General features: G+C 69.9%; 11 protein-coding genes. 3 read left to right on the top strand and 8 right to left on the bottom strand.

From position 1 onward, the window contains the following. From E1288_RS38355 to E1288_RS38320, 8 genes are all read right to left on the bottom strand, one after another. Positions 1–300 (bottom strand): helix-turn-helix domain-containing protein (locus tag E1288_RS38355; protein WP_165968481.1); only part of this gene is annotated, 300 nt, incomplete at its 3' end. 136 nt (positions 301–436) lie between these two features. Then, positions 437–1,414: a TAXI family TRAP transporter solute-binding subunit gene (locus tag E1288_RS38350; RefSeq protein WP_165968480.1), complete on the bottom strand. Its 978-nt coding sequence runs from the start codon at positions 1,412–1,414 to the stop codon at positions 437–439. Then, the gene (locus E1288_RS38345) at positions 1,404–3,476 is read right to left on the bottom strand and encodes a TRAP transporter permease (protein WP_132493582.1); all 2,073 of its coding nucleotides are present in this window, start codon (positions 3,474–3,476) and stop codon (positions 1,404–1,406) included. The genes E1288_RS38350 and E1288_RS38345 overlap by 11 nt, the downstream gene beginning before the upstream one ends. Before the next feature lie 161 nt (positions 3,477–3,637). After that, the gene (locus E1288_RS38340) at positions 3,638–5,158 is read right to left on the bottom strand and encodes a tripartite tricarboxylate transporter permease (RefSeq protein WP_132493581.1); all 1,521 of its coding nucleotides are present in this window, start codon (positions 5,156–5,158) and stop codon (positions 3,638–3,640) included. Positions 5,159–5,160: 2 nt separating this feature from the next. Next, entirely contained in the window at positions 5,161–5,637 is a 477-nt protein-coding gene (locus tag E1288_RS38335; RefSeq protein ID WP_165968479.1) for a tripartite tricarboxylate transporter TctB family protein, read from the bottom strand. Between the two features lies 1 nt (position 5,638). Continuing rightward, positions 5,639–6,619 carry a Bug family tripartite tricarboxylate transporter substrate binding protein gene (locus E1288_RS38330; protein ID WP_132493579.1) on the bottom strand — a complete coding sequence of 327 codons (981 nt, stop codon included), beginning with the start codon at positions 6,617–6,619 and terminating at the stop codon, positions 5,639–5,641. 21 nt (positions 6,620–6,640) lie between these two features. Further along, complete coding sequence (locus E1288_RS38325) at positions 6,641–7,606, bottom strand: tripartite tricarboxylate transporter substrate binding protein (RefSeq protein WP_132493578.1); 966 nt, start codon at positions 7,604–7,606, stop codon at positions 6,641–6,643. Positions 7,607–7,843: 237 nt separating this feature from the next. Then, positions 7,844–9,475: an amidohydrolase gene (locus tag E1288_RS38320; protein ID WP_132493577.1), complete on the bottom strand. Its 1,632-nt coding sequence runs from the start codon at positions 9,473–9,475 to the stop codon at positions 7,844–7,846. A gap of 307 nt (positions 9,476–9,782) precedes the next feature. Here E1288_RS38320 and E1288_RS38315 point away from each other — a divergent pair, with 307 nt between their 5' ends. From E1288_RS38315 to E1288_RS38305, 3 genes are all read left to right on the top strand, one after another. Then, positions 9,783–11,102: an MFS transporter gene (locus E1288_RS38315; protein ID WP_132493576.1), complete on the top strand. Its 1,320-nt coding sequence runs from the start codon at positions 9,783–9,785 to the stop codon at positions 11,100–11,102. Positions 11,103–11,137: 35 nt separating this feature from the next. Beyond that, positions 11,138–12,778: a thiamine pyrophosphate-dependent enzyme gene (locus tag E1288_RS38310; RefSeq protein ID WP_132493575.1), complete on the top strand. Its 1,641-nt coding sequence runs from the start codon at positions 11,138–11,140 to the stop codon at positions 12,776–12,778. Positions 12,779–12,859: 81 nt separating this feature from the next. After that, on the top strand, positions 12,860–14,395 hold the full coding sequence (locus E1288_RS38305; protein WP_132493574.1) for a PucR family transcriptional regulator: 1,536 nt from the start codon (positions 12,860–12,862) through the stop codon (positions 14,393–14,395). The last annotated feature ends 38 nt before the right edge of the window (positions 14,396–14,433 follow it).

Raw genomic sequence — 14,433 nt, 5'->3', positions numbered from 1 at the left:
CCCAGCTGGGCGGTTGGGGTTCCAGAAGTTGTCATAGGCGGTATCGAGCTGCCGGAGAACTTGCTGGGCGCACTGTGCGGGAAGGTCTCGAAGCCAGGCGTGGTCCTTGCGTGCCTCGGTGAGTCCGGAGCACTGCTCCATGGAGCGCACGGTGGCTCGCCGCGCGGACTTGTATCCCCAAATGCGCTGCGCCAGCGCGATGTTCCACACCGCCCGGCAGGTATGCGACCACACCGTGAGCCGTTCCGCCTGCACCTGGCTGGGGTACAGGCGGAACCTCGCCGCCGTGTTCGCCTTCATACTGATCACTTTACGGCCGGGGTATGACAGCCCCGTTTACTGAACGACCAGCCTGACCGACAATGCTCGGGCTTCATCTCGGCCCTAGAAGGACGGAGCACTGTTCGGCCGTTCAAGGTGCTGTAAGCGGCGGACGTCAGCCCGCGAGGCCCTGCTGGGCGCCCGGGTGCAGCGGGATCGGATCGGTCTTGGCGGCGCTGTCCTTCGTGATCTCCTTGGCCGACGGGTGCACCTGCTCCAGGTCCGCCCGCTTGTCGAAGATCAGCTTCGTAATCGCGCAGGCGTTGCCCGCCGGGAAGTCCTCGCGGACCACCAGGAGGTTCGGCACCGCGATCGTCGGCACGTCCGCGGGCAGCTTGTAGGTCGCCGCCGGGATGGTGCTCGCCTCGTAGACCGGGCTGATCTGCTGCATCGCGCCCAGCTGCGGCGTGATGTCGACGAACTTCACCGCGCCGCCCAGGGACGTCGTCAGGTCGGTGATCTCCGGGGTCGGCAGTCCGCCGGACCAGAACAGGCCGTCGACGGTGCCGGACTTCATGCCGTCCACCGCCTTGCCCAGCGCCAGGCGCTGCGCCTGGATGTCGGTGTCCGGGTTCAGCCCGGCCGAGGACAGCACGCGGTTGGCGATGACCTCGGTGCCGGACTTGGGTGAACCGGTGGAGATCCGCTTGCCGCGCATGTCGGCGACGCTGTTGATGCCCGCGTCCGCGCGCACCACGACCTGCGTCGAGTTCGGGTAGATCCGGGACAGCGCCTGGATCTTCTGCGGCTTGCCCTCGAAGCTCGCCTTGCCCTGCACCGCGTCGGCGGCGGTGTCGGCGAGGGTGAACGCGATGTCGTAGTCGCCGGCCACCAGCTGCTGGATGTTCTGCACCGACGCGCCGGTTTCCGCCGCGGTGGCGCGCAGTTTCGTGTTGTTGCTGATCAGCTGCGCGAGCCCGCCGCCGAGGACGTAGTACACGCCGCCGGTGTTGCCGGTGGCGATCGTCAACCGGCCGTCCGCCGCCTCGCAGGCTCCCGTGCCCGCCTGGCTGTCCTGCACCTGCTTGCCGCCGCAGCCGGACACGACGAGCGTCGCCGCCGCGGCCGCCACCAGCAATGCCTTAACCCGCATCACGAACCTCCTTGATCGTTTCCCTGCGGCGCAGGACGAGCTGTGCGACGAGCCCCAGCACGCAGCAGCCGAGGCCGATGGCCACCACCGGCGGCTCCAGGTACAGCAGGCACAGCGCGCCGGGCACGAACAGCAGGCGCACCGGGAGGCGCACCGGCCCGGCCAGCCAGCCGCCGGTCACCACGCTCAGCGCGGCGACGGCCACGATGGACGCCGCCGCGACCCACAGGACGGTCAGCGGGCCGGCCTGCAGCAGCAGCGCCGATCCGTTGTCGGTCAGCACGAACGCGATCGGCACCAGGAACGCGGGCAGCGTGTACTTCCAGGCCTGCATCATCGTGCCGGTGATCCGCCCGCCGGTGATCGCCGCGGACGCCACCGCGGCCAGCGCGGTCGGCGGCGTCACCTCGGAGAGCACCGCGTAGTAGAAGATGAACATGGCCCGCTCGGCGTCGGCGACGCCGAGGGCGCCGAGCGCGGGCCCGATCACCACCCACGCGATGATGAACGACGCCGTGACCGGCACCGCGAGCCCGAGCACGCCGACGGCGAGCGCGGAGAACACCACGGTGAAGACCAGGATCGCGGTCGGGTTGCTGGTGAGCGCCTGCGCGGCCTGGACCAGCGCGTCGGCGAGCTCCTGGCCCAGCCCGGTCTTGGTGATGGTCGAGGTGATGATCCCGGCCGCCGCGCACACCGCGACAACCGGCAGCGCGCCGCGAACCCCGGCGGAAAGCGCGTCCACGATGTCCCGCAACCACTTCAGCACCGCGGCCCCAGGGCCGTGTTCGGCCCGGAGGAGCCCGGAGACCAGCGCGAACACCGCGGCGACGCCGGTCGCGTAGACGACCGCCGCGAACGGCGGGATGTCCAGGGCGAGGAACACCACGATGATGGCCAGGGACAGGAAGTGGTATCCGCCGCGCAGCAGCAGCCGCCACGCGCTGGCGTGTTCGGTCTCGACCGCCTTGGCACCGAAGCGGCGGGCGTCGGCCTCCACCGCGAACACGATGCCGAGGTAGTACAGCACCGTCGGGATCGTGGCCCAGATCAGCACCGTCAGGTACGAGGTCTGCAGGTATTCGGCGATGATGAACGCGGCCGCGCCGAGCGTCGGCGGGGACAGGATCGCGCCGATGCCCGAAGCCGCCAGCAGGCCGCCCGCCTGCTCCTTCGGGTACCCGGCGCGTCGCAGGATCGGCCAGGTGATCGCGCCGAGGCTCACCGCGGTCGCGGTGCCCGAACCGGAGACGGTGCCGAGCAGGAACCCGGACAGCACCGTGGTGCGGCCGGGCGCGGTGCGGGAGCGCTTGAACGCGGCGAAGGAGAAGTCGACGAAGAACTGGCCCGCGCCGGAGGCGTTGAGCACCGCGCCGTAGATGGTGAACAGCACGATGTAGCTGGCCGCGACGTCCAGCGGTGTGCCGTAGAACCCGCTGGCATCGTTGTAGAGCGCGTTGATGACCTGGCTGAAGTCAACGCCCGCGTGCGCGATTCCCCAGTTCTGCGGCAGGAATCCGCCGTAGTAGGCGTAGCCGATGAACGCCGCGCAGATCACCGGCAGGATCCAGCCGGTGGTGCGCCGGGTCGCTTCGAGGACGAGCAGGAGCAGCAGCGCGCCGGCCACGATGTCCAACGTGGACAGGCTGCCCTGCCGGTCGAGGAACGCGTCGAATCCGCCGGAGGGCACCGGGAGCACCGGGTAGAACCCGACCAGCAGCGCGATCGCCGACAGCGCCCAGTCGTACCAGGCCGGGTCGTCGCGGTCGCCCTTCGGGCGGCGGCCGCCGGGCCGGTAGCAGAGGAACACCAGCGGCAGCGTGCAGCCGAGGAAGATGACCAGGTAGTACTGGTTGCCCTTGGTGAGCGGGTAGAAGACCTGCTTGAGCACCAGCACCGCGACGGCCAGGGCGACCAGGTAGACGAGCAGGTCCGGCCGGCGGGACAGCTGCCGGGCCGGGCGTTCCTCGTCGTGCGCGGCGACGATCTCGCCGACATCGGTCTTCGCGGCGCCGCGATCGGGCAGCTCGTCGTCGTGCTCAGGCCGCGTCGCCTGACTCATGCGGTCGCCTTCCGTGCCGTTCGGCGGTGTTCGGACAAGCGCATGGCCGCCGTCCGGGCAGAAATCCCTTTTTCGGCGGGAATGTAACTGGGGTCACTCGTCTGGGTCAATAGGCGAAATCCCCGGTCTCGCGCACCGCTTTCCACATTGGATGACCGGCGTTAGCGGACCTCGGCCGACGATCGCCGTTCGTCCTGGTCGCGCCGCCTGCGCGAGCGCACGAGCCGGAAGGCGGAGAAGGCGATCACGGCGACGGCGATCAGCACGATCGCGCCGGAGATCGGGCGGGTCACGAAGATGCCGAGGTCGCCGTTGGACAGCAGCATCGACTGCCGGAACGAACGCTCCATGATCGCGCCGAGCACGAACGCCAGCACCAGCGGTCCGGGCTCGAAACCCGACTTGCGCATCAGGTACCCGATCACCCCGAACACCAGCACGACCCACATGTCGAACGTGTCGTTGTTGATGCTGAACACCCCGACCATCGTGACCATCACGGCGATCGCGCCGAGGATCCCGACCCGCAACCGGAGCAGCTGCACGAAAACCCCGACCAGCGGCAGGTTCAGCACCAGCAGGATGAGGTTCCCGAGGTACATCGAGGCGATGACACCCCAGAAGATCTCCGGGTTCTCCGACACCAGCTGGGGGCCTGGCGTGATGTTCTGCATCAGCAGCGCGCCGTAGATCAGCGCCAGCACCACGTTCGACGGGATGCCCAGCGTCAGCAGTGGGATGAACGCGGACGCCGACGAGGCGTTGTTCGCAGTCTCCGGACCGGCGACGCCTTCGATGGCGCCCTTGCCGAACCTCTCGGGATGCCGCGACCGGCGCTTCTCCAGGGCGTAGGAGGCCAACGAGGACACCACGCCACCGCCGCCGGGCAGCACGCCGATGGCGAAACCCAGGATCGAGCCGCGCAGGATCGCGCCGCGCGACGCCGCCCAGTCCCGCATCGTCGGCCACAGCCGGCCGATCTTGTTGGTGACCATCGTCCCCTCGGCGCCGCGCTCCAGGTTGTAGAGCACTTCCCCGACGCCGAACAGGCCCATCGCGATCGCGACGAAGTCCAGTCCGTCCAGCAGATCCGTCATACCCAGCGTGAACCGCGCTGTGCCCTCGATCGGGTCCTGGCCGATCGAGGCCAGCAGCAACCCGAGCGCCGCGGCCACCAGGCTCTTCGGCACCGATTTGGTGCCGAGGTAGGTGACTAGCAGGATGCCCAGCACGGTGAGCGCGGTGTACTCCGGCGGGCCGAAGCGGACGGCGAACGACGCGAGCAGCGGGGCGAACAGCGTCAGGCCGACCACCGCGGCGGTGCCGCCGATGAACGACCCGATGGCCGAGATGCCCAGCGCGGGACCGGCGCGGCCCTGCTTGGCCATCTGGTACCCGTCGAAGGTGGTGACCACCGACGCCGCCTCACCGGGCAGCTGCAGCAGCACCGACGTGATGGTGCCGCCGTACATCGACCCGTAGTAGATCCCGGCCAGCAGGATGACCGCGGATTCCGGCTCGATGCCGTAGGTCAGCGGCAGCAGCAGCGCGATCGTCGCCGTCGGACCCAACCCCGGCATGACGCCGATGACGGTCCCGATCAGCACGCCCAGGAAGACGTAGAGCAGGTTCTCCGGCGCGAAGACGACCTCGAACCCGGTGAGCATCGACTCGAACCCCATGGTCAGTCACCTCCCCAAAGCGCGGCCACCACGTCCTGCGGGAACGGCACGCCCAGCACCGGCACGAACAGGACGTAGAACACCGCGGTGAGCACCACCGCGAGGAGCAGCGCGTTGCGCCACGACTCGCGGGCCAGGAACCGCAGCCAGCAGGCGAACGTCACCAGACCGGGCAGGATGAACCCCAGGTACGTGAACGCCGCGATGAACACCGCCAGCCCCGCGATGCCGAACACGACGTTGCGCGCGGCAGGAGTGAGCGGCTCGTGGTCGGCGCCGGAATCGGTGAGCAGCACCAGGATCGCGGCGCCGGTCATGACCAGCCCGATCAGGAACGGCCACAATCCCGGTCCCGGGGCGGCGAAATCACCGAGGGTGAGGGAATGGGCCTGCACCACGAAGAAAACGCCCACCAGCAGCGCCACCGCGCCGCCGATGCGGTGCGCGAAACCGGATCGGCGCGGCTCGCGGGCGGCCAACCTAGTTACCGCCGATCTGCTTGGCCACCGGGCCGTAGACCCGGACGATCTCGTCCAGCCGGGCCCGGAACGCGTTGCGGTCGATGAACCGGTCGGGGACGTAGGCCTCGTCGAGCTGTTCGCGCACCCGCGGATCCTGCAGCCCGGCACGCAGGGCCTGCTCCAGCTCGTCGATGATCTCCGGCGGCGTCCCCTTCGGCGCGCCGAGCCCGAACAGCGACGTGCTGTAGGTCAGGCTCTGGTAGCCGAGTTCGTGCAGGGTGGGCACCTGCGGCAGGTAATCGACGCGGTCTCGCGGGCTGATGGCCAGCGGCCGGAAGGCGTTCGCGTCGAACTGCGCGCGGATGTCCTCGGAGAGGTTGGAGAACAGCGCATCGATGTTGCCGCCGAGCAGGGCCGGGATCATCTCCATGTTGCCGTTGAACGGCACCACGGTGACCTGCACCCCGTATTCGCCTGCCAGGCGGCGCAATTCGATGGCCTGCGAGGTCGTCGCGCCCGGTACGCCGACCTTGAGCTGCTTCGGCCGGGCCTTCGCCTCGGCGAAGAACTGCTCGGCGGTGGTGAACTTCGACCCGGTGCCGACCGAGAGCACCGACGGCATCTCGGAGATGACGCCGACCGCCTCGAAGTCGCCCGGGCCGTAGCCGACGTCCTGGATCAGCGGCGTGATGACGGTGGCCGGTGCCGCGATCAGCTTCAACGTGTACCCGTCCAGTTTGCTGGACACGAGCTCGTTCATCGCAACCGAACCGGCCGCGCCGGGCATGTTCTCGACCACCACGGGCTGCCCCAGGCTGCGTTGGAGGTGGTCGCCCATGGTGCGCGCCGCGAGGTCGGTCGGCCCGCCGGGCGTGTACGGGACGATCAGCCGGATCTCGTCGGCCGGGTAGTCCGACTTCCCGCCGCCCGACCCGCAGGCCACCGGCAGCACGAGCGCGGCCAGCAGCGCGACGGTCATCGCGATCTTCTTCGTTCGCATGACACCACCACCTCGATTCCGTCACCGACGCAGGATCGGTTCGTAGATCGCCCACGATTCGTCCAGCAGGGAGCGGAAATCCTGGGCACCGATGAACTGGGCCGGGATGTACTCCGCGCCGATCTGCTCGCGGACGGCCGGATCTTCCAGCGCCGCTCGCAGCGCCTCTTCGAGCCGCTTGGTGATCTCCGGCGGGGTGCCGTCGGGCGCGACGAGACCGTAGGTCGAGGTGCTCAGCGTCAGCCCGGCGAAGCCGAGTTCGGTGAACGTCGGCGTGTCCGGCAGGTACGGCAGGCGCTGCGCGGAACCCACGGTGAGCGCGCGGAATTCGCCGGACCGGATTCGCGACATCACCACGTCGCCGGAGGATCCGAAGAACGCATCGGAGTTGCCGCCGAGCAGGGTCGCGACGGCCTCGGCGTCGCCGTTGAAGGGCACGAGGGACAGCGCCACCCCGTGCTCGTCGCGCAGCCGCCGCAGTTCGATGCCCTGCGGGGTGTTCGCACCGGGCAGGCTCACGGTGATGCGGTCCGGATTCTGCCGCGCCGCCACGAAGAACTCCTCGGCCGTGCGGTACGGCGAGTCGGCGCGAACCGCCAGCACCGAAGCGATCTGCATCGATACGCCGATGGTTGCCACGGAGTCCTTGTCGTAGCCCAGGTTCTGCAGTTGCGGAACCAGCACCAGCGGCGAGGTGGTGGCCATCTCGATGGTGTAGCCGTCTGGTTTGCTCTGGACCAGCTCGGTGGTGCCTGTGGTGGCCGACGCACCGAGCAGGTTCTCGACGACCACCGGTTGACCGAGGTCTCGTTCGAGGAAGCGGGCCACCGCGCGGCCGGCGATGTCGGTGGGGCCACCGGCGGCGTAGGGGACGATCAGCCGGATCTCGTCGTTCGGGTAGTCGGGCGCGTCGCCGGCCGGGCCGGGACCGGCACAGGCGGCGGACAGCAGCAGAGCGGCGCAGGAAACGATGGCTTTCTTGAACATCGACCGTCCCTTCTCGTGCAGGGGCAGGACGAGGGAACCGGTTGTCGGGCGTTGGTGAAGTGCTTGGGCCGCACCGGAATCAGACGTGACGATCCTGAATGGACAAATCGCGTTGCGTAGCCGAATCTATCAGGTGAACTCGCAGATGACAGCCGTTGTACTGGTCTGACCGGGCCGGTACGGTGTCCAGCCGCCGCGATGTCCGGGGCGCGATCGTCGACATCTCGCAACCGGGCATCAGCCGAGCAGGTCGTCGGGGTCGTGGGCGGGTTGGCCGCCGATGATGGTCGCCGCGATGCCGATCTGGTCGAGGGAATCGGTGGGGACCGCCGTCGGGTCTTCGGCCAGCACGACCACATCGGCGAGCCTGCCGGGGGTGAGCGTCCCGAGCTGGTGCTCCAGGAACGCGCTGTGCGCGGCGTTGACGGTATAGCAGCGCAGAGCTTCTTCGAAGGAAACCGCTTCGTGCGGGGAGAAGGCCTGTCCGCCGGCCGTGCGGCGGGTCAGCATGCGCTGGATCGCCTTCAGCGGCGCGCCGTCCGCGACCGGCCGGTCGGAGCTGCCCGCCGCCGGGATCCCGGCATCGAGCAGGGACCGGAGCCGGTAGACCCAGTCGCGGCGCTGCGGGCCGACGTTGGACAGCACCGCATCGCCGAGGGTGTGGATGAAGTAGTTCTGCAGCACCGGAACGACACCCAGCTCGGCGAGTGCGCTGACGTGTTCGGGCGTGGTCACGGAGCAGTGCTCGATGCGGTGGCGGGCGTCCGCTTGCGGCCACCGGGTCAAGGCCTCCCGGTAGGCGTCGATGGCGAGGCCGACCGCGCGGTCACCGATGGCGTGCGTCGCGACCTGCCAGCCCGAGCGGTGCGCTCTGATGATCCGGCCCCGGAGCTCTTCGGGTTCCAGCTGCAGCACACCTCGGTTGCCGGGCTCGTTGGAGAAATCGTCGGTCATCGCGGCGGTGCGGCTGGCCAACGCCCCGTCGGCGAAGATCTTCACCGCGCCCAGCCGCAGCATCGGATCGCCGAGTCCGGTGGTCAACCCGAGGTCGAGGCCGAGTTCGAGCTCGTCGGTGTCGTGTCCGTTGAGTTCCCGCAGTGTTTCGTAGGCGGGCATCAGGGTCGTCCGGACGCGCAGCTTTCCTTCGCGCAGCGCGGTTTGGTAGGCGGCAAGCTCAACCGGGCTCAGTCCGATCCAGCCGCCGCCGATGCCCGCTTCCTGGCAGGCGACGAGGCCCTCGGCGACGTACCTCTGGTGCGCCGCGCCGATCGCCTCGACGAGCTCCCGGACCGCTACCGGCACCAGCAGGTCGTTGACCAGTGCCTGAGCCTGTTCCTGCAGCAGCCCGGTCGGCTCGCCCGCGCCGTCGCGCTCGATGATCCCGCCGCGCACCTGGTCGATGCCGAACACGCCTGCGTCCTCGAGGACCAAGGTGTTCCCGACGCCCATGTGCTCGCTGCGGTGCTTCAGCCAGACGCGGTGGGCCGGGGCGATCCGGTCCAGGTCGACGCGGCGCGGGTGCCCGCCACCGTACCCGGCGGGCTCGTAGCTGTGCCCGATCAACCAGGCGCCGTCCGGCAGGTCCGCCGCGCGGCGGACCACCCGCTGGTAGATGTCGTCGAGGCCGGTGGCGTCCGACAGGTCCAACTGGGTGAGCCCGAGGCCGAAGCGACCCGTGTGCGCGTGGGCATCGTGGAAACCGGGGACGACGGTGCGACCGCCGAGATCGACCACTTGGTCTGCTTCGAGGCCGGTGGCGTCGTCGCCGACCGCCACGATCCGGCCGCCGAGGATGCCCAGCGCATGGGTGCGTCCCGGCTCGCCCATCGTCCACACATGGCCGTTGCGCAGGATCAGATCGATCTTCATCGTTTCTCCGAAATCCTTCCACCGGCCGGGAAAGCGACATGAAACTCCATTGTGGACCGACGTTCGCGACGTCGGCGCCGAGCATAGCCGAAGGACACGAGATCGGGTAAAGACCTTGTTTCGGCTAGGATCGGCCGCTGCGCATCGCACACGGAAACGCCAGTGGTGGATCCACCAATAGCCGCGCTTTGTTTCTCGCTTTCGCCAATGACAGCGCCGCGCCGGGTGCTGAGCATGTCCACATCGCATTCCACTGCCAGGCCGAGCACGCCACGGCATCCAGTGCTCGCCCGTGAAGGGACCGCCCATGCCCGAGGCGACGGCCGTCGAACCGGCCGCGAAGCCGAACCGGTCCGCGGAGATCCGCCGGATCGCCCTGGCCACGTACTTCGGCACCGCCCTTGAGTGGTACGACTACTTCATCTACGGAACGGCGGCCGCCCTGGTCTTCCCGGCGCTGTTCTTCCCCGCGCTGGACCCGGCCATCGGCGTCATCGCCTCGCTGGTGACCTTCGCGCTGGGCTTCGTCGCCCGGCCGGTCGGGGCGGTGATCTTCGGCCACATCGGCGACCGCCTCGGCCGCCGGGCGGCGCTGATCGGCACCGTGACGCTGATGGGCGTGGCCACCGGGCTCATCGGCTTGCTGCCGTCATACCAGACCATCGGGATCGCGGCGCCGATCGTCCTGGCCGTGCTCCGGCTGTTGCAGGGGATTTCGGCGGGTGGCGAGTGGACCGGCGCGGCGCTGCTGGCGATCGAGCACGCCCCGCCGGAGCAGCGCGGGCGTTACGCGGCGGTGCCGCAACTCGGCTCGCCGACGGCGACCCTGGTCTCCTCCGGCGTCTTCGCGGTGCTGACGTTGCTGCCTGACGAGATGTTCCGGTCCTGGGTCTGGCGGGTGCCGTTCCTGGCCGCGTTCGTGCTGCTGGCGATCGCGCTGTACCTGCGGGTCAAGGTGGAGGAATCGCCCTTGTTCCGGGCGGCGCTGGCCGAGCAGAAGGAGGAGAAGCTGCCGGTGCTGGAGACGATCCGCACCGCGTGGGGGCGGTTGATCATCGGCGGCGCGGCGTACCTGGCGGGTACTGCGGCGTTCTTCGTGCTCACCACCTTCATGATCAGCTACATCTCGAAGACGTTGAAGCTCAGCAGCACGCTGGCGCTGAACGCGACGCTCGTCGGCGCCGTGGTCGAGATCTTGGTGATCATCGTCGCCGGCCGTCTCGCCGACCGGATCGGCGCGGCGAAGGTGTGCGTCATCGGCGCGACGATCTCGGTGCTGGTCGCCTTCCCGGTGTTCTGGCTGGTCGACACCAAGATCCCGGTACTGGTGATTGCCGGTGTTTCGCTGGGCATCGGCGCGATCTCCATCCCGTACGGGCCGATCGGCGTCGCGCTGTCGGTGATGTTCCCGGCCCGGCTTCGCTACAGCGGCGTCGCCCTGTCGGTCGGGCTGGCGAACATCCTGGCCGGGTTCGGGCCGCTGGCCGGCACTTGGGCGCTGGGCGTGACCGGCGGGCAGTCGTGGGGACCCGCGCTGCTGCTGGCGCTGATCGCGTTCATCACGCTGGCCGGCTCCGTGGGCGCGCACCACGTCAGCCGCCGCGCCCCCGAATGGGACGCCGTGTGATTCCAAGCCTGGCGATCGAGTGAGGGGAGCGAACGGTGAACACGGCCCGCGGCGGTGGCGAACTCGTCGTCGCGCAGTTGGAGAAGCACGGTGTCACCACGGCGTTCTGCGTGCCGGGTGAGAGCTACCTGGAGGTGCTCGACGCGCTGCACGACTCGCCGATCAGGCTCGTCGTCTGCCGCCACGAAGGCGGCGCGGCGTACATGGCCGACGCGGACGCAAGGCTCACCGGCGGCGTCGGCGTGTGCCTGGTGACGCGGGGGCCGGGCGCGTCGAACGCCCTGGTCGCCCTGCACACCGCCTGGCAGGACCGGGTGCCGTTGCTGCTGTTCGTCGGCCTCATCCCGCGCGGCGAACGCGATCGCGAAGCGTTCCAGGAGTTCGACCTGGCTCGCACGTTCGGCGCATCGGCGAAGTCCGTGCTGACGATCGACCGAGCCGACCGGATCCCCGAACAGCTGGCGCAGGCCTTCCTCATCGCGCGCAGCGGTCGCCCCGGTCCGGTCGTGGTGGGTCTGCCGGAGGACATGCTCCGCGATGCCGCCGAGGTGGCGGACGGGGAACCGTTCCCGCTGCCGCAAACGGCGATCGCGGCCGAGCAGGCGAACTCGGTGGCGGCCCTGATCGCCGACGCCCGGCGGCCGCTGGTGGTGCTCGGCGGTTCGCCGTGGGAACCCGGCGCAGCCGCGCTGATCCGGCAGTGGGCCGAGAACTGGGAGCTGCCGGTCGTCACCGACTTCCGGCATCAGGACCTCCTGGACAACGAATCGGCCTCCTACGCGGGATTCCTGGGCTTCGGCCGGGCCGAGGAAACCGCTCGCGCACTCGCCGACGCGGATGTCGTGATCGCGGTCGGCACCCCGCTCGGCGACGTCGCCTCGGACGGCTGGTCGCTGGTGCGGCCGGACGTCCCGGTCGTGTCGGTGTTGCCGGACCCGGAAGGGCACGCCGCGATCCACCGGCCGCGGCACCGGTTCCTCGCCACCCCGGCGGCCTTCGCCGGGGCCATGGTCGCGACGTCGCCACCCGACGAGCGCCCGTGGGCCGCGCGGACGCGCGAGTTGCGGGAACGCTTCGAGCGGTACCGCACGCCGCAGCCGGTCGGTGACCGGCTGGAGCTCGGAATCGCCATGGCGGAGCTGCAAAAACGCCTACCTGTTGACGCCGTCGTAACGTTCGGCGCGGGCAACCACGCCCTGTGGGCGCAGCGCTACCTTTCCTACCGCACCTATCCCGCGCAGCTGGCGCCGCGCAACGGCTCGATGGGCTATGGCGTCCCGGCGGCGGTGGCCGCAGCCATCCGGCATCCGCAGCGGCGGGTCGTGTCGGTGGCCGGAGACGGCTGCTTCCTCATGAACGGCCAGGAGTTCGCCACGGCCGTCGCCGAGGGCGCCGCGCCGGTGATCCTCGTGGTCAGCAACGGCATGTACGGCACGATCCGCCAGCACCAGGAGCTGCGGCATCCCGGCCGGGAATCTGGAACGCGCCTGGTGAACCCCGATTTCGCCGCGTACGCCCGGGCCTTCGGTGGGCACGGCGAACGGGTCGAGGAAACCGGGCAGGTAGGTCCGGCGCTGGACCGCGCCTTCGCCGCAGGTCTCCCGGCCATCGTCGAGCTGCGCATCGACGGCGCCCGGATCGCCCCGGAAACCACGCTCGACGACCTGCGGGAATGACCGGGCGCTCGGCAACGTCGGAAGACGCCCGCGTGATCCGGCGGTTGCCTGAACGCCACCCGCCATGTGCAGGATGGGCGGGTGAGGATCCTGCCCGATGACGGCCCGCTGCGCCTCGCGGACCTGCTCGCCGAGGCGAGGCTGGGACTGCGGCTGCTGACCGCGGCCGACACCGGCCCCGCCCGCCAGATCGACGGCGCGCACGCCATCGAGATCGCCAACCCGTCGCGGTGGGTGCCGCCGCACTGGCTGCTGCTGACGACCGGCATGCGCATCCAGCGCAAGCCGACGGAGCAGCGGGCGCTGGTTCGGGAGCTCGCGGGGTCCAACATCGCTGCGCTCGGCTACGCGACCGGCATCGTCACGCGGCGGGTCCCGACGGCACTGCTGGACGAGGCGGACCGGTTGGGGTTCCCGGTGATCGAGGTGCCGCTGGAAACGCCGCACCGGGACGTGATCGGCTTCGTGCAGCAGAAGGTGCTGGGCTCCTCCCCGGAACTGCTGCAACGGGTGCTGCAAACGCAGGCATACCTGATGGGCGTGGAGGAGGACGACCCGTTGGCGCATGCCGAAGCCCCCGAGATCGCACTGCTGCGGCGGCTGCAACCGCTGGTGGGCACCGAAGTGATCCTGCTGCGCACCGATGGCCGCCCGAACTGGCCGGAAGACCACCTGCACGCCAGGGAGTTGCGCGAGGCCCTGCACGCGCAGCCGGCCAACGGCCCGGCAGAAGTCGGCGTCGACGATCTGCGGTACCTCGCGCTGCCGGTGCGAACCGGGCCTTACATGTTCGGCTGGCTGGTCAGGGAGGCCCGGGCCGGGGACGGGGCGCAGCTCCTGCCGGTGTTGCGCTCGGCGGCCCAGCTGCTGGGCGTGATGTACGTGGCTCGTGAGCACGAACCTGCGGAACTCCGCGCACAGCGCCGGCATCTGCTCGAAAGTGCGCTGTTCGACGGGGCCACCGCGGACGGCAGCGGAGACCTGGACCGGCGGGCCCGCATCGTCGGCTTCGACTTCAGTTCGGACTGCCGGGTGCTGGTCTACCGGCCGGCCGGGAACCGCTGCGCGCTGGGCCGAGTGGAGGCGGCGCTGAACGCGGCCCGGATGCCGTTCCTGGCCACCGCGCACGGTGCCGATGTCGTCGTTTTCGCCCAGGGCGAGCGAGAAACCTTGGTCGGTTCGGTTGAATCGCTGCCGCCGGGGCGGGTCGGCAGCGGCCGCGCGGTGCGCTCGCTGGGGCGGGCGAAGGAGTCGCTGGCCGACGCCGAGTTCGTGCTCGGCCGGATGACCGCAGTGCCCGGCAAGCTGACTGCGGCGGACTTCTCGGAGCTGTCCCTCGCGAACTGGTTGATCGCCCGGCTGCCGAGCGCGGAGATCGCCGAGAAGTCGGGCGATTTCCTGGCCGGGCTGCGGGAGCAACCGCTGCTGTTCGAAACGGTCGTCGCCTACCTGGGCGCGGACCTCGACACGACGGCCACCGCGGAGGCCTTGCACCTGCATCCGAACTCGGTGCGCTACCGGCTCACCCGGGCCGAGCACGTGCTCGGTGCGCCGCTGCGCCGTCCGGAGACGATCGCCGGCCTGCACGCCGCGCTGCTGTCCGAGGGCCTGCTCTGATCTTAGGTGGAAGCAACCACGCCGACGTCGCATTCCTG

The sequence above is a fragment of the Saccharopolyspora elongata genome, assembly GCF_004348985.1.
Taxonomy (GTDB): Bacteria; Actinomycetota; Actinomycetes; order Mycobacteriales; family Pseudonocardiaceae; genus Saccharopolyspora; species Saccharopolyspora elongata.
This window is presented reverse-complemented; position numbering and strand designations above follow the sequence as displayed.